Here is an 18,202-nt window from a genome sequence, read left to right as displayed (position 1 = left end):
AATATTAATTCAGATATATTGTAATTATTTTAATATTACCATTTAGGAGTGAAAATATGGATAAAAATATTCTACTTAATGTTAGTAGTAAACTTGAATTAAAATTAAAATTAACAGCGGTATTTGCTGATAAAGTTCCTCATGAATTGATTGCTAAAGAAAAAAATAAATTAACATTAATTTCTGAAGATAAAACTTATTACCTATATTTAGGTGATAGTAAAGGTTTAACTCGTAATGATGTTTATAATTTTTTTGTAAATTTTAGTAGTAATAATAGTCAAGATTTGGATATTGATGTCAAATCTTTTGTTACGAGTAATTTAGATGAAAGTATACTTTTACAAACTATATATGAAGCATTATGATTTGGTACTTTTAAAGAATATACTTTAAAAAGTAAAAAGAATGAAGAAAAAAAAGTTAAATATAATGTTGTTTCAACAGCAAAATTCCCTAGCTATACTTCACAACAACAGATCGAAATTCAAGGAGAAAGTATTAATTTAGCACGTAATTTGCAAGATATGCCACCTAATTTATTATATCCCGAAGTTTTTGCAAAAAAAATTCAAGATACAGCAAAAGGTATTAAAAATTTATCAGTAAAGGTTTTAGGGCAAAAAGAAATAACAGAGCTAAATATGAATTTATTATTAGCAGTTAATGCTGGAAGTAATTTTGATGCTCGTGTTGTTGTTTTGGAATATAAAGGTGATCCACAGCATGCCGATGATATTTTGGGATTAGTTGGTAAAGGAATTACTTTTGATAGTGGTGGTTATTCACTAAAACCTTCTTCAGCAATGAAAGGTATGAAATTTGATATGTCGGGTGCAGCTAGTGTATGTAATGCTGCCATTGCTGCTGCTAAATTACAATTAAAAATAAACTTTGTCGCTGTTGCTTGTTTAACAGAAAATAAGATTGGTGGTCATGCTACTTTAGTAGAAACAGTTTTTACTTCAATGAATGGTAAAACTGTAGAAATTAATAATACCGATGCAGAAGGAAGATTGGTATTAGCAGATGGTATGACATATGCTTTACGTAAAGGAAAAGCAAATCGTATTATTGAATTATCAACTTTAACTGGTGCAATGCTAGTGGCATTAGGTAGCTATATGACTGGTGCTTTTGCTACTGATGATAAATTATTTAATGATTTTGATTTATCATCACAACAAACTAATGAGGAAATTTGAAGAATGCCAATTCATCAACAAAATATTTTAAATATGCGTTCATCTAAAATAGCTGATTTAAGTAATCTTTCTAAAGATCCATATGGTGGTTCATCAAATGCTGCTGCATTTTTAAAAGAATTTAGTGAAGATAAACCATTTTTACATTTAGATATTGCAGGAACTGCTTATAAAAATGATCGTGGTATGGGTGTATTAATTAAAACATTAGTTCAATATATGAAAAATTATAGTACAAGTAAATAAAGTTATAAAAAGGAATAATCATAACAATTATTCCTTTTTTATTTTATAAAAAAGTTATTTGACAATATTTTTAGTTAATTGGTATTGAAATAATATTTGATTCTATTTTTTGTAGTGTTTTTAATAATGGTGGTAGTTGAGAATTATTAATTTTATTAATATTTAATCGATTACTTGTATTAATAGTATCATTTAATTTAATATTTATTTTTTCTAAGATTTTAATATTTTTATCAAATTTTTCATAATAATTTTTGACTAATTTTTCTAAATTTTCTTCAGTAATATTTGAACTTAATTGGAAAAATGAATTATTTGAGTAAACAGACTGATAACATTTTTTAGGAAAATTACATATATAACTTAATGCTTGACAAGTATATGTATTTTTAAATCTTTCTCAACAAAAATCAGTAATATTAAGTTTAAATGAAAAACCAATTTGGGCTATTATTGCAACTATTATATTTTCTTTAGTTATTAGTAGCTTTAAATCTTTTATAAAATCTATTTTTTTGTTAGCACTTATTTGAGCAGTAATAATATCAAAATAACTATCAAGTGTCATCGAAGATACTATTGATATTAATCAAGTAAATAAATATTTAATATTTTTACAAATATTGTTATTGTAGTCATTATTAGGATTTAAAGTTTGTATTTCTAAAATTTTTTGTATTTCATTTAAATTAAATTCTAGTTTAATAAAATTTAAATCATATCATCTTTTTAAAGCAGTTATTTTTTCATATTCTAATTCAATATCTGCTTCACTAACAGTAGGTTTATTAATAATTTTTTGGGAGCGTACCGATGTTGTCAATAAGATTCAAATTTGTCTTAAAATTATAAAGTTAGACGAGAATAATTTTGACTTCAATATGCAATTGTATGTTAATCTTAACACTTGAAAAATATTAGTCAATAATAATACTTACTTTTATAACACAAAAACTCTTATTAAAGTGCTGAGTTATACTTGTAAGTGCAAGTAAATAAAATTGCAAAAAATTCTCATATAAAAATTTCATAATGCTAAATTTAGTTTAGAAAAAAGTAAGGAGTTTTTATATGAGTTATAAACATCTTGGCATAGATGAAAGGATTTATATTGAGAATCAATTGAAATTTAAATTTAAAATTAGTGAAATAGCTAAAAATCTTAATCGAAGTATTAGTACTATTATTCGAGAAATTAATAGAAATAAAGATAATAATCATTATTTTTCATTAATTGCACAAAATAAAGCTGAAAATCGAAAACAATCACATATTAGTTTTCATAAGTTTAAAAATAAGAATTTAGTAAAATATGTACAACAAAAATTACTATTAGGTTGATCACCTGAACAAATTTATGGCAGAATTAAAAATTTTCATAAAGAGTGAGTTATTAGTTTTAAAACAATTTATACTTGAATTTATTTTGGAATGCTTGATAAAGTTACTAGTAAAAATTTAAGAAGAAAAGGTAAAAAACGAAAATCTAAAGAAAATCGTGGCAAGTTTAATGGTAAATCAATTAAAGAACGAGATATAAATGTTAATGATCGTATAACACTTGGTCATTGAGAAGGAGATACTATAGTATCATCACGAGGTAAAAGCAAATCATGTTTAATAACTTTAGTTGAAAGAGTATCACGATTTACTTTAGCAATATTAGTTAAAAACAGAACTACTAAAGTTATTAATAAAAATGTTAGTTATTATTTATCAATTCTTCCTAAAAACATTGTTAAAACTATTACTTTTGATCGTGGCAAAGAATTTTCAAATTGACAACAACTTGAAAAAAATTTAGATATAAAAATTTATTTTGCCAATCCATATTCACCTTGACAAAGAGGTACTAATGAAAATACTAATGGTTTAATTAGAGAAAAATTTCCTAAAAAATTTATTTTTTCAAAAACTAATAAAAATGAAGTTCATAAATTTATATTGTCTTTAAACCAAAGACCAAGAAAAATACTAAATTATCTTTCACCAATCGAATATTTGGATAGAAAAATAATTTAGTTGCACTTACCTTTACAATTTAGCAACTATAAATTCAATTTTTGTTGAATTAACCATTTCGATAGGAAAAAAACTTGCTCATGGTGAATTTGATTGTTTATAAAATTCTATAAACTCTGGTGCTTCTACTAATTTTTCGGTATTATCTAAATTTTTATTGAATTGTATTGCCATTTTTTGATTTCCTTTCTGTTATAAATTATTATTTTTTTTATAATCCAATAATGTACTTTTTATTGAATTTTGTTGATTTGTTATTATTGTTTGTTGTTTACCACCTGTATTAATTATTTCTTTAAATACTGGTTGTTCTTTAATAATTTTTTTAATAGTTTCTTCAATTTTTGAATTTTCTAAATTATTAGTTTTAAATTTTAAAAAATCATAAAATTCAGTTTTAACTTGATATTTTTTAAATATATTAATTATTTCTTTTTCTTTAATTTCTTGATTAAGTTTATTTAACTTATTTTTTGCTTCATTAACTTTATTTTCTATTTCTTGTTGAGCATTATTTTCAGTTAAAGGTTCAGTTGTTTGTTGAACATTATCTTCATTTTCTAACATTTACATCACCCTTTATTATTTATTTTCTTTATTAATTTTTTCATTTAATTTTGCTAATTTTTTTTGATGTTTTATAATTTTGTTATTTGCTCTAACATGTTTTGGAGTTGTGATAAATCTTTTTAATAAAACAATAATTTCTCTGCAAATTAATGTTCCAACACTTGTTCCAATAATTATTAATTCATGTAAAAATTCTTTCATCTGAATATTTTCCTTTCAATTGTTTATTTTTAATTATTCATCAAATTGACCAGCATTAATTCTTTCAATCATTGATTGTGAATTACTTATAATTTCTACTAATACAGATATTTCTTTATTGAATTCTTCTATTCTTTCTTTATATGTTTTTATTTCCTGATTATAATATTCAATTATTTTTTCTTTATTCATAAATTATTCACCTCCTTTATAAACTCATGTGATTATAATCTCAATTTAATGAAGCATTATCATTATTTAATGGTACTTCGCTTATATTATCACTACCATATTGACTAGTTGTTTCACTATTAATAGTAAATCTATTGTCATTAATTAATCTTGCAGTTTCATCATGAAATGATGTTTCTTGCATTTCTTCATTATGATGTGTAATTTCCATAGGTAATAAATTATGAATAATTTCAGAAGCACCAGCAACAATAGTTGGAACTGCATAAGCATTATTAAAATCATTATTAATACCCATAGCAACACCACTTGATATTAAACAACCACCAGTAGCCATATTACAAATCTTTCTTATTGTTTCAAATTTATTAGGTATTAATTCAGTTAATCCACTAATAAGATTTGAAATACCATAAGCATTTAAACTAATATATGTATCTCAATCCATTAATGACTGATTTTCTTGTTTATTTAATAGTAATCATGGAGGACCTTCTGTTGTAGTTGTAGTAGTTATTGGAGTTGGTGTTGTTGGAATAATAGGATTAATATTATTTTCTGTTCATTTACTATAATTTGCTAAACCAATTGTTCCTAAACCTAGTAATATTTTTTTACTACTATTAATTAATTTAGTTTTAGTATTTGGTCTTTGATTTAAATTTCATATATCTAAACCTAATTTTTTACCAAATAATAAACTATTAATTGAACCTAATACTGGATTTGCAATTACTTGACCATAATAAGCACTTGTACCAATCATTGCACAAATTGGACTTATTCCAGTTCTAATTAATTTAGTTAAAATATAATTTGATTGTGTATTTTCATTTGGCATTATTTAACTTCTCCGTTCATATTCAATAATTTTTCTAAAATATAATGATTTTTATCAAATTCTTTAATAAGTCATTTTTTTGTTTCTGACGGATTTTTAGTAACAAGAATTAATCTTTCTATCATATAAATTAATTCTTGTTTATCTGTTCTATCAAAAATTACTTTTAAAATTTCATCTAACATAATTTATTCTCCTTTGTTTGTTTTTATCAGTTCTCTTATAACATCCAATAAGGAATCTACTACATAAGAATTTAATTCAAATTCATAATTTCTAATTTTAATTTTTTCCTTATGCATTTGTTTATGCTCCTTTAATTTTCTAATTTTTTAATTGTTACTTTAATTCAACCTTGATAAACATCATTATCACCAACTATTAATGCAACATTACTTTCTGGGTCCGAAACAATTATGTGTTTGGATTTAACATTTGGGTATTGTCTTAAAATAATTGCTCTAATATCATTACTTGTATGAATTACTTTTGGAAATGGTGATAATATTTCAATTTCATCTTTATTTTCAAACAAAGTAGGTAATATTATCATTAGTCAAATTCACCTTTTTCTATTTTTTCAATTAATAAATTTAAAATATTTTTGTCAAAATCAGAGTTTGTATAATTAATTTTTTTAGTTCATTTAATTATATCTTTCATATATTTAAGTAATTTTTCTTTATTCATTATCAAAGTCTCCTAAATTTCCTCAACTTCTTCTATTTCATTTATTAACTGCTTCTAATCAACAACTATTACAGGTATTGGATAAAAAGTTTTCTTTTACTTTATTGCACATAGAACATTTATCTTCATATTTCATATTATTTCTCCTTATTTTCAATTTGATTAGCAATTTCATTTAATATTTTTAATACTTTATATTCATTTTTTAATTCTTTAATAATAAATATTAAAAATATTATTAGTGTTATACTTGTTATTAATATTGGTACTATTAATAAAAATTTTCATAATATCATTTTTTACTCTTTTCATTTTTTAAATCATTTAACATTTATTGAACAAAATGCACGATTTTTAGGAATGTTTAAAGTGTTAAAGATTTGACCAGTTACAATAATTTCATCATTTTTGTTTAATAAAATACAGCGTCTATAAAGTTTTGGGTTATTAAAAATTAAAGTAACGTAGTTTAATCCATTTCATTGACCACGAACACTATAATATAATTCTTTATTACCTTTTTCGTAATATTTTGCTTCAATAGTGTTACTCAGTTTTACTGTTAATTTGACATAATTTGCTTTATCTTTCATTTTTATAATTCCTTAAATAATATTGAATATGTTTATATGCATCTTGTTCATGTTTTGTAAATTTTATATTTCCTTTATAATTTTCTATTTTAGTTTTATTTTTTGGTTCACTTTCTTGAAAATCTCAATTCATAACGTCTTCTACTAATACCATTAATGCACCAATAATTTTAGGTGTTGCTAATGGATTAGTTAATAATTGTTTTGAAGTTAAAAAGAAATTTTCTACAATAACTAATATTTTTTTATCAATAAATTTGTTTTTAGTTATTTGAAAATATATTTTATAAAAATCTTTACTTTCTAAAATAGTTATTGTTTTAAATGTTTTATTTAAAACAATACTATTAGTTTCATTTGAATATATAACAATTCCATTATTACCAATACCAGCGGGGTCAATTCCAATAATTAAGTCATATTGCATAATTAATCAAATTCACCATTTTGAATTTTTTCTTGTAATTTCATTATTAATTTAAGTTTTCAATTACTAATATTAATTTTAATTTCATCACTAATATCATCTTTAAGTAATTCCATAAATTCATTATCAAGATAATAAATTAATTTTTCTTTATCCATATTTATACCTCCTACTTAACCTAATATTTAAAATACAGTCATAACAAATCGCTTTACTATTTTTATCTCTTAAAAAATATTTTCTTGTTTTTATATCATTAGTATTAAAGAATAAATAATCTAATTTATTTTGTTTACATGTTCAACAAAAATACTTTTTCATTATGAGTTGAAATTTCCTTATAAGAAGTAACTAAATAATTAATTGGTAAATCATCATGTTTATATGGATTATTTATTTTAAAACCTTTTCTGTTTTCTTCTCACGTAATGTTATATTTAAAACAAGGATTAGTAATTTTAGTTTTGTTATCAGTTATTTCACCCATAAATCAACTATTATGCTGTTCATAAAATGTTAATGGTTCAAGTTTTATATCATTAAGATAATATTCTTTTGGAGTAATTGGTTTATTAACAGTTATTTTTTGGTCTTTAATATATGGTTCTAATAATTTTATTAATTCATTACCACTTAATTCTCTTTTAATATTTTCTAAATTAAAAACTCAATATGTGTAACTGTTATCAACAATAAAAGAATTATTTTTAATCATTCATTTTGGAAGTGATAATTTATATTCAACATAATCAATAAGAATAGATTGTGGTTTATCTTTAACAATTTGTTCTTTTTTAAATTCTATTTGCATAATAATCCTTTCCTAATATGTTCTGTTGCTTCTAGCATAAAGAACATATATTTTGATGTTTAGATTATTAATACTACTACTATTCGTTTTATTCATTCCATGAAAACTGGGCTCAAAAATAAATTGTGAAATTTTAAAAAACATTGAGGCATTCGATTCAATATTTATTTAATTTGTGTTAAACAAATTAATATTTTAATTGAACCGGCCCCGCTCAATTTTTTTTACAAGTTTGAAATTTATTTTCTCGCCCAAAAAAATTTTTCAAAAAAAATAAAAAATAAAACCAACACTTGCTCACTGGGGAGTGGCAAGGTTGGTTAAATAAAGAATAGAATTAATACAATAGGTCCCTACAACAGGTCTATATATACTAGTTTCCAATTCGCTCCCACCCCAAGAATTACCATTTCTGGTTAGTATATTTTATTAGGTATCACTCCACTTTTTATTTATCCATGCAAGTCCACATGCTAGCTACTATTTTTAACAACTGTGTTGTAGTTCACTTTTTTAGTTCCCTAACACGTGTTGATAATAGTGTTAAAGAGGTTTATTAAAAATTTTAAAATTTTACAATTACAAAAAAAGACAAGATTTTTATTCTCGTCTTTTGTCATTTATTTTTAATTTAAGGGTTTAAAAAAGAAAGGAGCTATTTTTAAAACTTTTTAGTTATCGACATCTTCGACACGCTCCCAATTTATGCATTGTCATAATAATGAGTGTTTAATATTTTTTAATCCATTTTCAAATAGATTAAATTTTAATTTAAAAATTATTAATGCTAAAAAGGATACAATAATAGTTTCAAGAGCAGTAAAAGTTTTAACAAAGGATGTTGGAGTTAAAGGTAAATCATTGGCTATATCGTTTTTTATAATACTTATAGAACTAGCAAAAGATACTCCGCTAGTGAAAACTGCGAAAGTAGCAATAATTTTTATTAATTCATTAGTAATTATTGAATATGCTTTAAGATTGTTATTAATGTTTTCTTCAATGGTTAATATAATATTATTTTCAGTATTATTATTTAAAAGAGTTTTAAACTTTGTAACTAATTGTTGACATAAGTTTGAAAACTCTTTCATTTGTGTTTCTAATGTATTTTTATTTGTTTCAAGAATATTAATTTTAGTTTTTATTTCCTCAAAATTAAGGTTAGTTATTTCAGTAGTATTAGTAAATACTTTATCTTTTATTTTATTTCATACTTTATAAAATAAAGTTTTTTCTAATTGACTATTACCGAAATTTGTTAAACATTTCTTTAGAAATGAAACAAAGAGTGAAATAGTAGTATTGCCAAGTACTTCTCATTTAATTAAAGTAGTAAATGCCTTTTTAAAATCTATATCCTCATTACTATTTACTTGAGTACTAATAATGTTTAAACTAGCAATTGTAATAATAGCTGATGATATTCATAGCGATCCCGAAACTAAATGTTTAATTTCTTGGTAAAATCCATTAGTTCAATTTTTAATAGTTTGTTTTCATGTGCTAGTATTATTTGATAGTGGTAATAAAGGTGTGGTTTCAGTTATTAATGATAATGGCATTAGTATTCTCCTTAATTACTTAAAATATTTGTTTTTCTTTTTAATCTTTATAATAAATTCTAATAAAATATTTTATACAATATTTACTTTTAATGTTATTTATAAGATTACTATTATCAATATTATAAGTTTTCGTATAAATTAAATAATTAATTATTACTTATTTATATAAGAATAAAAAGATAAAATTTGTTAAAAATAATGTTAATTTTAAATAATTTCATTAATTTTTTTGACTTTAACTATTTTATTGTATATCATTCATTTATCTTTAAATCATTATTTGTTCTGCTAATTAAGATGGTCACACAAAACATGTGTGTATAAATATTTAGGAGGAAAATAATATATGATCAAAAATATGAGGAAATTATTATCATTAATGTCTATTTTAGGATTTTCAACAGTAACAGTAACGAATGTAGTTGCTTGTACTTCTGCTGATACTTCTATAAAACATGAAACAAAAAAGAATGGACTTACTTGATATCCACCAGATAATATGGAAAATATTATTAAAGATATCAATAATACAATTATTCCAAAAAATGGATGAGTAGCAGATGGTAATTATGAAATACCAATTTCCATGAAGGATTTGATTCAAAAAGAATATGATAAATATTTTACTGGCAAAGAAGGTACTTTAAAACCAATAAAGACTGTTGCTAAAGATGAAAATATAGTAGATTCTTTTCAAGACATTTATACTAATAGTTCTAATACCAAACAAATTTATCAAACGCAATCACAATCTAAAACTATTACTAATACTAATACTTTTTCTTGAAAAACATTAGAAAAAATTGGAGTTAAAGTTAAAGCTGAATTTAAAATTCCTTGAGTTGGTAAAAGTGATGTTGAAACTAGTGCTGAATTTGCTTCAGAGCAACAAGGAACTAAAACTACTAGTGATAGAAACATTAACTAATCCAAGTCAATCATTTAAATTAAAATCACATTCAATAGGAACAGTTTTATATACTATTAAGCAAGGAACGTATCATAATGAAGGGAAAATTAGTTATCCAGTAAATTTAACTGATACTATTAGTTCTTCATATTATTGATCACAAACGGGTCAATGAAGTAAAAGTGATTATACTATTAAAGATTTGATTAAACTTTTAGTTGATAACGGTTATAAAGAACAACTTAAAATTGGTTCTAACACTTATTCAATTATTTCAACAGATAATCCCGATAACCCAAAAACTGTTTTTTTAAATTTACCTATTTCTTGAGATTCACAGGGTGGAAAATTAAATGTAACATTTGATGAAAAGTCTTTATAGTTTAATATGAATATAATCTTAGTTAATCATTAACTTTTTTTAATAAAATTGAAGTTTAAACTTCAATTTTATTTTTTTGTATTAATAAATAATTAATGTTTTTATTTTGTTTAATGAATTTTTCTTCATATTCAGTTTTAATAAATGCTTCATCATTTTTTATTATATTATTATCTTGATGTAGATTAATTGTATATTCTAATAAATTTCATTTATTTTTTTCAAATTCTAAAAGTGAATAATTAAATAAATTGTTATTATCTGTTTTAAAGTGAAGTTGACCATTTTTTATTAAAATTTTTTTGTATATTTCTAAAAATTTTTGGTATGTTAATCTTCTTTTAAAATGTCTTTTTTTAGGTCATGGATCAGAAAAATTTAAATAAATTTTATTAATTTCATTATTGGCAAAAAAATCTTTTAAATTTATGGCATCTTCTATAATTATTTTTAAATTACATAATTTATTTTCAATTAATTTTTTTAATAATATAGTTACAATAGAAATATTTTTTTCAATAGCAATATAATTTTGATTTGAATTTTGTTTAGCAAGATTTATAATGAAATTTCCTTTGCCACTTCCAATTTCAATATTGATTGGATTTTTATTTTGAAATATTTTTTTATTTCATTTCCCTTTGTAATTATAGGGATCATTAATACATAAATTATTATGTGTTAAAATAAATTCTTTTGCTCATGGCTTATTTCTTACTCTCATTGTAATTCCTTTTCTAATTTAATCAACATAGTTGTTATAAAAGTGTAACTTACTAATTTTAGAATTATATCAAAATTGAAGTTTAAATATCTTTTGCTAAAAGAATTTCATTATTATATTTATATCATGTAATATTTTTATTTAAATAAATTTTGTGAAATATTATAATTATATATTACCTTTTACTTTTTTAAAGTAAGAAAATAATAAAAAAATAATGGTATTTTATTATTTTTTTAATAAAAATCTTTATTTTTTACAACTAAATTAATAGTTAAAAGATTATGAGCAAAAAACCCATTATTTTTTTTGTTTTTTTTGTATTTTGCTATTCCCTTTTACCATTACACTATGTTATACTTACAAGGCGTGATTGTTATGTATAAATGCTGATACACTGATATCAGTTGTCATTATATCACATGTTTTGTTCTTTATTTTATTAAAAATCGTTCTAAGGAGGATATAGCCAATGGCAATCATAGGAGACAAAGTAAAAATTCGTTTAGAAAGTTATGATCACTCAGCTATTGACCAAATAGCACAGAAAATTAAAGATGTGTTAAAAAAAGAAGGTGCTAAAGTGGTAGGTCCAATTCCATTACCAACTCATAAAGAAATTTTCACTATTCTTCGTTCACCGCATAAACATAAAGATTCACGTGAACAATTTGAAAAGAGAACTCACAAAAGAATTATTGGTGCTCAATTATCACCAAAATCTTTAAATGCTCTAAGTGGACTTACTATCCCTAATAGTGTTAGTATCTCTTTGATAATCGAATCTAAAGATGAAAAAAAATCAACTTTAAATCAAGTATCAAAAAAGATTAATAAAAAAAATTATTAAAATCGATAAATATTAATTATTTACAACATATTCCAAGGAGGAAATTATGAAAGGAATCTTAGGTAAGAAACTAGGAATGTCACAAGTTTTCTTAAACAACGGACAACTAGTTCCAGTAACAATTATCGAAGTACAACCAAATGTAGTAAGTCAAGTTAAAACAAATGTAAAAGACAAATATAGTAGTTTACAACTTGCAACGTTCGATCTTCGTGTTACTTTATCAAACAAACCAACAATCGGACACTTTAAAAAAGCCGACAGTCAACCTAAGCGCTTCGTGAAAGAAATTCGTAACATGAACGGATTTAATCATAAAGATCTTATTAATGTTGCTGACGTATTCACAGCAGGTGAATTCGTTGATGTTCAAGGAACTTCTAAAGGTAAAGGATTTACAGGACGCATTAAACGTCATAATCAATCACGTGGTCCAATGGGTCATGGATCAGGTTTACATCGTCAAATGGGTTCAACAGGTTCTATTAATGCTAACCGTGTGTTTAAATCACAACCAATGCCAGGGCAAATGGGAAATGTTAAACGTAGTGTTGCTAACTTAGAAGTTATTAAAGTAGATAAAGAAAATAATTATCTTTTAGTAAAAGGTTCAGTTCCAGGACCAAAACAAGGCTTTCTTGTTATTAAACAAGCAGTTAAAAAACCAATTCTCAAAACCCCAGTATCATTAGTTGTTAGAAATCAAAATACTACAACCGAAGTTACTGATGGTCAATAAAGTTAATTATGGAGGATAGCAAAATGAAAATTAATGTTGTTAACAACGCTGGAACAAAAGTTAGCGAATTAACTTTAAACGAAAAAATTTGAGGAATTGAACCCCACAAGCAAGCGCAGTTTGATAGTTTATTAAGTTATAATGCTACAAAACGTCAAGGAACACACGCTGTTAAAAGTCGTGCTGAAGTTGCTGGCGGTGGTAGAAAACCATGAAAACAAAAAGGAACAGGTAATGCGCGTCAAGGCTCAATTCGTTCACCACAATGAAAAGGTGGGGGGATTGTTTTTGGACCAAATACTGATCGTAATTATTTAATTGGATTACCAAAAAAAGTAAGAAGATTGGCAATAAAATCAGCATTGGCTGCCAAATTCCAAAATAAAAACATAGTTGTAATTGATGAATTAAACTTTGAAAAACCTTCAACTAAAATTATGTTAGAAACTTTAAAAGTTTTAGAATTAGCAAACAATAAAACACTAATTGTTTCAGGAATAAGCAATAAAGAAACAGTTATTAAATCAGGTCGCAATTTACCTAGAACAACAACAATCGCTGCTAATAGTATTAATATTTACGATTTATTAAATGCTAAAAAAGTATTGTTTACTACTGAGGCAATTAAAATCGTTGAGGAGGCTTTAATTTAATATGCATTTAAGTGAAGTTATAGTAAAACCAGTATTAACTGAGAAAACTTATAAACAAATGGCTGAAGGTATTTATACATTTACTGTTAACCGTAAAGCTAATAAAAGTTACGTTAAAAAAGCCTTTGAACAGATTTTTGAAGTTAAAGTAGCAGACGTTAATATTATTAATAGTAAACCAAAAACTAAAACTGTTGGTAGATTTGTTGGAAAAACATCGGCAGTAAAAAAAGCTCTTATTAAATTAGCTCCTGGTGAACAATTAAGTTTGTTTAGTTCTGAAGAACAAAGCTAATGAGATTGGAAGGAGAAAAAAACAATGGCAATTAGAAAAATTAATCCCACTACTGCAGGAAGACGTAATATGACCGTTCTGGATTACAAACAGAACTTAACTATTGGTAATAGCCCTGAAAAATCTTTATTAGTAAATTTAGTTAAACAAGCTGGTAGAAATAATCAAGGTAAAATTACAGTAAGGCATCAAGGTAATGGTCATAAGGTTAAATACCGTATTATTGATTTTAAACGTAACAAAGACAATGTAGTTGGAACAGTTAAAACAATTGAATATGATCCAAATCGTAATGCTAACATTTGTCTTATTTCTTATCTTGATGGTGAAAAGCGTTATATCTTAGCACCAAAAGGAATCAAAGTAGGAGATAAGTTATTAAGTGGTGAAAACAGTGATACTGTTAAAATTGATATTACTGTTGGTAACTGTTTACCATTATCACAGATTCCACAAGGAACAGTTGTTCATAATGTTGAATTAAAACCAGGTAAAGGTGGACAAATGGCACGAAGTGCTGGTGGTAGTGTTCAAATTCTTGGTCGTGATGAAACAGCTAAGTATACATTATTAAAATTAACATCAGGTGAAGTTAGAAAAGTATTAAGTAATTGTCGAGCTACAATTGGTACAGTTGGAAATGATGATCATAACTTAGTAAATATTGGTAAAGCAGGAAGAAATCGTTGAAAAGGAATTAGACCTACTGTTCGTGGTAGTGTTATGAACCCAAATGATCACCCACATGGTGGAGGAGAAGGTAAAGCCCCAATCGGAAGAAAAGCTCCAGTAACACCATGAGGTAAAAAAGCATTAGGTTTAAAAACTCGTGATAGTAAAAAAGCATCAAATAAATTAATTGTACGAAGAAGAAATGCAACAAAGTAGGAGGAAAGTAATATATGTCAAGATCTTTAAAAAAAGGACCCTTTGCTGATAGTCATTTATTAAACAAAGTGGAAACTCAAAATAAAAATAAATCAAAAAAAATTATTCAAACTTGATCTCGTCGTTCAACAATTTTCCCACAATTTGTTGGACATACATTCGGTGTACATAATGGCAAAACACATTTACCTGTATATGTAACAGAAGATATGGTTGGTCATAAATTAGGAGAATTCGCACCCACACGTAAGTTTGGTGGTCACGGTTCTGACAAGAAAAAGCGTTAGGAGATAGAAATTATGGAAGCAAAAGCTCATTTAGATAAATTACGCATTAGTCCAAGAAAAGTGCGTTTAGTAGCCGATTTAGTTCGTGATAATGCTGTTGCCAAAGCTCTAGTAATTCTAGCTCATGAAAAAAAACGCGCAGCACAGCCAATTATAAAATTAATTAATTCAGCAGTTGCTAATGCTGCTAATAACTATGGAATGGAAGCCAACAAATTACGTATTAAGGAAATATTTGTAAATGAAGGTTCAACTATGAAAAGATTTATGCCCCGTGCTCATGGTAGAGCATATCAAATCTTAAAAAGAACAAGCAAAATCACTATCGTGGTTAGCGATAATTAGGAGGTAAATAAGTAATATGGGTCACAAAGTTAGTCCAAATGGATTAAGATATGGTATTAATAAAGATTGACAATCACGTTGATATGCAACTAGTAATGAAGATTTAGTAAAATGAATTTTAGAAGACCACAAAATTAGAAAAGCACTATTTGCGCATTTAAAAACTTCTGGTGTTTCTAAAATTGAAATCGAAAGAACTAAATCACAAATTACCTTATTTATCCACTGTGTTCGTGTTGGTTCAGTTTTAGGGCAAGGCGGTTCAAACATTGAAGTATTAACAACATTAATTCGTAAAACAATTAAAAATCGTAAAATAGGTATTAGAATTAATGTTGTTGAAATTAAAAATCCTGATATTGATGCGCAAACAATTGCTAATACATTAGCACAACAAATAAGCAATCGTATGTCACATCGTACAACACAAAAATTAGCAATTCGTAAAGCACTTCGTGCTGGAGCAAAGGGAATTAAAACTCGTGTTTCAGGAAGACTTGGTGAAGCGGATATGGCACGTGTTGAAGGTTATTCAGAAAGTAGTGTTCCTCTAGCAACATTACGTAGTAATATTGATTATGCTACTGCTGAGGCAAAAACAACTTTTGGTCAAATTGGTATTAAAGTTTGAGTATATAAAGGTGAAATTTTATCAGGAACTGACTCAACTCAACCTGAAATTATTTCAAAATATAATCAAAGAAATAATAACAATCGCCGAAATAATTACCCACAACAACCACGTAAGGAGGTAAAGTAAGATGGCTATACCTAAGAGATATAAACACTCTTGCGTCCACCGTTTAAGTTATGAAGGAACTGCAAAAGGTTGTAAAACAGTTGCTTTTGGAACTTACGGACTTCGTGCTGAAGAAGGTTCTTACATTACTGAAAGACAAATTGAAGCAGCCAGAGTAGCAATGACACGTTACATGAAACGTGGTGGAAAAGTTTGAATTAGAATCTTTCCACATTTACCAATTACTAGAAAACCAGCGGAAGTACGTATGGGTTCAGGAAAAGGTTCAATTGATCATTGAGTCTCAGTAGTAAAAGAAAAAACAGTTATGTTTGAAGTATCATATCCTAATGAAGCAACAGCACGTGAAGCATTGCGTCTTGCAATGCACAAGTTGCCAATCAAATGTAAAATTGTTACTAGAGAAATAAAACCAACAGAAGAAGTAAAGGTTGCTAAAAATTTAACAACAGAATTGGGTGAAGCAAATGGAAATGCAAGTAATTAAAAATAAATCAACTTTAGAATTACAACAAGACGAAGAAACTCTTCGTGCACAATTGTTTGCTTTACGAATTCAAAGTTCGTTAGGTAAACTAGAAACTCCGCATATGATAAATAATCTTCGTAAGGATATTGCTCGTATTAAAACTGAATTAACTATCAGAATTAATAATGGTGAAAAAATCAAACCATTACATATTAATAAAATGGTATTACCAGAAGAAAATAAAGAAAGCAAAAAAACTAAAAAAGTTGCTAAAGTTGATGATAAAAAAGATATTAAAGTTAAAACAATAACTAAATCAGAAGTTATTAAAGAATCAGATAAAATTGCTAAAAAAGAAGTTACTGAAAAAACAACTAAAGCAAAATCATCAAACAAAGAAGTTAAAAAAGTTACTGCTACTAAAGTAGAAAAACCATCTAAAAAACCTACAGTTAAGAAAACTGTAACACCAGCTAAGGAGGACAAAGAATAATGACAAATATTATTCCAAACAAACAACGTAAAACTTTTGTTGGAATTGTAAGTTCTGACAAAAATGATAAAACAATTACTGTTGTTGTTGAAACTTCAAAACGACATCCAATGTACCATAAAAGTTTTAAGTCAACTAAAAAGTATCATGCCCATGATGAAACTAACCAAGCTAAAATTGGTGACAAGGTTGAAATCATTTCAACTCGTCCACTTTCAGCTCTAAAACGCTTCCGTTTGTTAAAGATTATTGAATCTAAAACAAATAAAAAAGCTTAATTAACCAGGAGGATAAGAAAGATGTTACAAAATCTATCGTGAGCCAATGTGGCTGACAATACTGGTATTAAAGAAGTTATGGTTATTAGAGTTTTGGGTGGTAGTACTAAAAAATTTGTTAAAATTGGTGATATTGTTGTTTGTTCAGCAAAATCAGTAACACCTAATAGTGCAATGAAAAAAGGACAAGTTGTTAAAGCAGTTGTCGTACGTAGTAAATTTGGTGTAAAACGTAATGATGGTTCTTGTGTAAAATTTGATGATAATGCAGTAGTAATTATTAAAGAAGATAAAACGCCACGTGGTACTAGAGTATTTGGTGTCTTGGCTCGTGAAGTTAAAGAGCGTGGTTATAATAAAATTGCTTCTTTAGCAGAAGAAATTGTTTAGGAGGATGAAATAAATGGCAAGCAAAAAGAAACCAGTTATTAGTCTTGATACTAAATTAAAAAGAGGCGACCAAATTAAAATCATTGCAGGAAAGCATAAAGGTCATACCGGACCAATTATCCAAGTACTTCGTGAAAAAAATCGTGTTATTATTGAAGGTATTACTGCTAATAAAAATAAAAAACCTACTCAAAATGATCAAGAAGGTGGAATTGTGGAAGTAAAAACTAGTGTTCACATTTCTAATGTAATGATCCTTGATGGTAAAAAAGATAAAAAAGTAACAAAAATTGGGTACAAAATTGATAAAGATGGCAAAAAAGTTCGTATTGCACGAAGATCTGAAACAGAATTACGATAATAAAGGAGTAAC

General features: G+C 25.6%; 34 protein-coding genes and 1 pseudogene. 17 read left to right on the top strand and 18 right to left on the bottom strand.

The genetic code is table 4. The features are described 5' to 3' along the window. Nucleotides 1-56: 56 nt before the first annotated feature. Nucleotides 57-1,451, top strand: a complete 1,395-nt coding sequence (locus AACK81_RS08050; protein WP_338961258.1) for a peptidase M17 — start codon at nucleotides 57-59, stop codon at nucleotides 1,449-1,451. 70 nt (nucleotides 1,452-1,521) lie between these two features. Here AACK81_RS08050 and AACK81_RS08045 read toward each other — a convergent pair whose 3' ends face one another. Continuing rightward, nucleotides 1,522-2,274, bottom strand: a complete 753-nt coding sequence (locus AACK81_RS08045; RefSeq protein WP_338961256.1) for a hypothetical protein — start codon at nucleotides 2,272-2,274, stop codon at nucleotides 1,522-1,524. A 248-nt stretch (nucleotides 2,275-2,522) separates the two neighbouring features. Between AACK81_RS08045 and AACK81_RS08040 the strand changes: the two genes are divergently transcribed. After that, complete coding sequence (locus AACK81_RS08040; protein ID WP_338960236.1) at nucleotides 2,523-3,473, top strand: IS30 family transposase; 951 nt, start codon at nucleotides 2,523-2,525, stop codon at nucleotides 3,471-3,473. Between the two features lie 12 nt (nucleotides 3,474-3,485). On the opposite strand, the gene AACK81_RS08035 is transcribed toward AACK81_RS08040, so the two are convergent. The 16 genes from AACK81_RS08035 to AACK81_RS07960 form a co-directional block, all read right to left on the bottom strand. Then, nucleotides 3,486-3,647, bottom strand: coding sequence for a hypothetical protein (locus AACK81_RS08035; protein WP_338961254.1), 162 nt, complete (start codon nucleotides 3,645-3,647; stop codon nucleotides 3,486-3,488). 18 nt (nucleotides 3,648-3,665) lie between these two features. Continuing rightward, nucleotides 3,666-4,040 carry a hypothetical protein gene (locus AACK81_RS08030; protein ID WP_338961252.1) on the bottom strand — a complete coding sequence of 125 codons (375 nt, stop codon included), beginning with the start codon at nucleotides 4,038-4,040 and terminating at the stop codon, nucleotides 3,666-3,668. Nucleotides 4,041-4,055: 15 nt separating this feature from the next. Continuing rightward, nucleotides 4,056-4,244: a hypothetical protein gene (locus tag AACK81_RS08025; RefSeq protein ID WP_174480113.1), complete on the bottom strand. Its 189-nt coding sequence runs from the start codon at nucleotides 4,242-4,244 to the stop codon at nucleotides 4,056-4,058. Between the two features lie 33 nt (nucleotides 4,245-4,277). Beyond that, nucleotides 4,278-4,436, bottom strand: a complete 159-nt coding sequence (locus tag AACK81_RS08020; RefSeq protein WP_338961250.1) for a hypothetical protein — start codon at nucleotides 4,434-4,436, stop codon at nucleotides 4,278-4,280. 16 nt (nucleotides 4,437-4,452) lie between these two features. After that, entirely contained in the window at nucleotides 4,453-5,277 is an 825-nt protein-coding gene (locus AACK81_RS08015; RefSeq protein WP_338961249.1) for a hypothetical protein, read from the bottom strand. Further along, nucleotides 5,277-5,462: a hypothetical protein gene (locus tag AACK81_RS08010; RefSeq protein ID WP_338961247.1), complete on the bottom strand. Its 186-nt coding sequence runs from the start codon at nucleotides 5,460-5,462 to the stop codon at nucleotides 5,277-5,279. Before AACK81_RS08010 ends, AACK81_RS08015 begins: the two co-directional genes overlap by 1 nt. 131 nt (nucleotides 5,463-5,593) lie before the next feature. After that, nucleotides 5,594-5,830, bottom strand: coding sequence for a hypothetical protein (locus AACK81_RS08005; protein ID WP_338961245.1), 237 nt, complete (start codon nucleotides 5,828-5,830; stop codon nucleotides 5,594-5,596). Beyond that, on the bottom strand, nucleotides 5,830-5,967 hold the full coding sequence (locus tag AACK81_RS08000; protein ID WP_281747958.1) for a hypothetical protein: 138 nt from the start codon (nucleotides 5,965-5,967) through the stop codon (nucleotides 5,830-5,832). The genes AACK81_RS08005 and AACK81_RS08000 overlap by 1 nt, the downstream gene beginning before the upstream one ends. Then, nucleotides 5,960-6,103 (bottom strand): hypothetical protein, encoded by a 144-nt coding sequence (locus tag AACK81_RS07995; protein ID WP_338961243.1) that lies wholly within the window; start codon nucleotides 6,101-6,103, stop codon nucleotides 5,960-5,962. The genes AACK81_RS08000 and AACK81_RS07995 overlap by 8 nt, the downstream gene beginning before the upstream one ends. A gap of 1 nt (nucleotide 6,104) precedes the next feature. Beyond that, on the bottom strand, nucleotides 6,105-6,263 hold the full coding sequence (locus AACK81_RS07990) for a hypothetical protein (protein WP_338961242.1): 159 nt from the start codon (nucleotides 6,261-6,263) through the stop codon (nucleotides 6,105-6,107). A 3-nt stretch (nucleotides 6,264-6,266) separates the two neighbouring features. Then, nucleotides 6,267-6,560: a hypothetical protein gene (locus tag AACK81_RS07985; RefSeq protein ID WP_338961240.1), complete on the bottom strand. Its 294-nt coding sequence runs from the start codon at nucleotides 6,558-6,560 to the stop codon at nucleotides 6,267-6,269. Then, a complete protein-coding gene (locus tag AACK81_RS07980; RefSeq protein WP_338961238.1) occupies nucleotides 6,550-6,987 on the bottom strand; it encodes a hypothetical protein in 438 nt (145 codons plus the stop codon). The genes AACK81_RS07985 and AACK81_RS07980 overlap by 11 nt, the downstream gene beginning before the upstream one ends. A 2-nt stretch (nucleotides 6,988-6,989) precedes the next feature. Further along, entirely contained in the window at nucleotides 6,990-7,145 is a 156-nt protein-coding gene (locus AACK81_RS07975) for a hypothetical protein (protein ID WP_338957292.1), read from the bottom strand. Next, the gene (locus AACK81_RS07970; protein WP_338961236.1) at nucleotides 7,138-7,308 is read right to left on the bottom strand and encodes a hypothetical protein; all 171 of its coding nucleotides are present in this window, start codon (nucleotides 7,306-7,308) and stop codon (nucleotides 7,138-7,140) included. The genes AACK81_RS07975 and AACK81_RS07970 overlap by 8 nt, the downstream gene beginning before the upstream one ends. Continuing rightward, nucleotides 7,280-7,798, bottom strand: coding sequence for a hypothetical protein (locus tag AACK81_RS07965; RefSeq protein WP_338961234.1), 519 nt, complete (start codon nucleotides 7,796-7,798; stop codon nucleotides 7,280-7,282). Before AACK81_RS07965 ends, AACK81_RS07970 begins: the two co-directional genes overlap by 29 nt. Before the next feature lie 671 nt (nucleotides 7,799-8,469). Further along, nucleotides 8,470-9,363 carry a hypothetical protein gene (locus tag AACK81_RS07960; RefSeq protein WP_338961232.1) on the bottom strand — a complete coding sequence of 298 codons (894 nt, stop codon included), beginning with the start codon at nucleotides 9,361-9,363 and terminating at the stop codon, nucleotides 8,470-8,472. Between the two features lie 349 nt (nucleotides 9,364-9,712). On the opposite strand from AACK81_RS07960, the gene AACK81_RS07955 reads away from it, so the two are divergent. Both AACK81_RS07955 and AACK81_RS07950 read left to right on the top strand, forming a co-directional pair. Then, nucleotides 9,713-10,294: an ETX/MTX2 family pore-forming toxin gene (locus tag AACK81_RS07955; protein ID WP_338961230.1), complete on the top strand. Its 582-nt coding sequence runs from the start codon at nucleotides 9,713-9,715 to the stop codon at nucleotides 10,292-10,294. Then, the gene (locus tag AACK81_RS07950) at nucleotides 10,275-10,658 is read left to right on the top strand and encodes a hypothetical protein (RefSeq protein WP_338961229.1); all 384 of its coding nucleotides are present in this window, start codon (nucleotides 10,275-10,277) and stop codon (nucleotides 10,656-10,658) included. Before AACK81_RS07955 ends, AACK81_RS07950 begins: the two co-directional genes overlap by 20 nt. Before the next feature lie 55 nt (nucleotides 10,659-10,713). Here the strand turns inward: AACK81_RS07950 and trmB are convergent, their stop codons facing one another. Beyond that, the gene (trmB, locus tag AACK81_RS07945) at nucleotides 10,714-11,382 is read right to left on the bottom strand and encodes a tRNA (guanosine(46)-N7)-methyltransferase TrmB (protein ID WP_338961228.1); all 669 of its coding nucleotides are present in this window, start codon (nucleotides 11,380-11,382) and stop codon (nucleotides 10,714-10,716) included. A gap of 472 nt (nucleotides 11,383-11,854) precedes the next feature. Between trmB and rpsJ the strand changes: the two are divergent. The 13 genes and pseudogenes from rpsJ to rplX all read left to right on the top strand — a co-directional run. Beyond that, nucleotides 11,855-12,157, top strand: a pseudogene (rpsJ, locus tag AACK81_RS07940) (30S ribosomal protein S10); the annotation flags it as partial. Nucleotides 12,158-12,278: 121 nt separating this feature from the next. Next, on the top strand, nucleotides 12,279-12,971 hold the full coding sequence (gene rplC, locus AACK81_RS07935; RefSeq protein ID WP_174480934.1) for a 50S ribosomal protein L3: 693 nt from the start codon (nucleotides 12,279-12,281) through the stop codon (nucleotides 12,969-12,971). A gap of 23 nt (nucleotides 12,972-12,994) precedes the next feature. Next, a complete protein-coding gene (rplD, locus tag AACK81_RS07930) occupies nucleotides 12,995-13,624 on the top strand; it encodes a 50S ribosomal protein L4 (protein ID WP_281748516.1) in 630 nt (209 codons plus the stop codon). Between the two features lies 1 nt (nucleotide 13,625). Further along, on the top strand, nucleotides 13,626-13,919 hold the full coding sequence (rplW, locus tag AACK81_RS07925; protein ID WP_338961227.1) for a 50S ribosomal protein L23: 294 nt from the start codon (nucleotides 13,626-13,628) through the stop codon (nucleotides 13,917-13,919). 24 nt (nucleotides 13,920-13,943) lie between these two features. Continuing rightward, entirely contained in the window at nucleotides 13,944-14,807 is an 864-nt protein-coding gene (rplB, locus tag AACK81_RS07920; RefSeq protein WP_252319248.1) for a 50S ribosomal protein L2, read from the top strand. Nucleotides 14,808-14,821: 14 nt separating this feature from the next. Then, entirely contained in the window at nucleotides 14,822-15,094 is a 273-nt protein-coding gene (rpsS, locus tag AACK81_RS07915) for a 30S ribosomal protein S19 (RefSeq protein ID WP_174480930.1), read from the top strand. Between the two features lie 12 nt (nucleotides 15,095-15,106). Beyond that, nucleotides 15,107-15,439: a 50S ribosomal protein L22 gene (rplV, locus tag AACK81_RS07910; protein ID WP_281748518.1), complete on the top strand. Its 333-nt coding sequence runs from the start codon at nucleotides 15,107-15,109 to the stop codon at nucleotides 15,437-15,439. A 16-nt stretch (nucleotides 15,440-15,455) separates the two neighbouring features. Further along, complete coding sequence (gene rpsC / locus AACK81_RS07905; protein ID WP_338961225.1) at nucleotides 15,456-16,199, top strand: 30S ribosomal protein S3; 744 nt, start codon at nucleotides 15,456-15,458, stop codon at nucleotides 16,197-16,199. 1 nt (nucleotide 16,200) lies between these two features. After that, nucleotides 16,201-16,686 (top strand): 50S ribosomal protein L16, encoded by a 486-nt coding sequence (gene rplP / locus AACK81_RS07900; RefSeq protein WP_338961223.1) that lies wholly within the window; start codon nucleotides 16,201-16,203, stop codon nucleotides 16,684-16,686. Next, the gene (gene rpmC / locus AACK81_RS07895; protein ID WP_281748521.1) at nucleotides 16,667-17,161 is read left to right on the top strand and encodes a 50S ribosomal protein L29; all 495 of its coding nucleotides are present in this window, start codon (nucleotides 16,667-16,669) and stop codon (nucleotides 17,159-17,161) included. Before rplP ends, rpmC begins: the two co-directional genes overlap by 20 nt. Beyond that, entirely contained in the window at nucleotides 17,161-17,439 is a 279-nt protein-coding gene (rpsQ, locus tag AACK81_RS07890) for a 30S ribosomal protein S17 (RefSeq protein WP_252319243.1), read from the top strand. The genes rpmC and rpsQ overlap by 1 nt, the downstream gene beginning before the upstream one ends. A gap of 21 nt (nucleotides 17,440-17,460) precedes the next feature. Then, complete coding sequence (rplN, locus tag AACK81_RS07885; protein ID WP_338961221.1) at nucleotides 17,461-17,829, top strand: 50S ribosomal protein L14; 369 nt, start codon at nucleotides 17,461-17,463, stop codon at nucleotides 17,827-17,829. Nucleotides 17,830-17,842: 13 nt separating this feature from the next. Next, on the top strand, nucleotides 17,843-18,190 hold the full coding sequence (gene rplX / locus AACK81_RS07880; RefSeq protein WP_338961220.1) for a 50S ribosomal protein L24: 348 nt from the start codon (nucleotides 17,843-17,845) through the stop codon (nucleotides 18,188-18,190). The last annotated feature ends 12 nt before the right edge of the window (nucleotides 18,191-18,202 follow it).

It is taken from the genome of Spiroplasma endosymbiont of Lasioglossum villosulum, assembly GCF_964020195.1.
Lineage (GTDB): Bacteria > Bacillota_I > Bacilli_A > Mycoplasmatales > VBWQ01 > Spiroplasma_E > Spiroplasma_E ixodetis_A.
The sequence above is the reverse complement of the archived record's forward strand: the minus strand, read 5'-3'. Positions and strand labels throughout refer to the sequence as shown.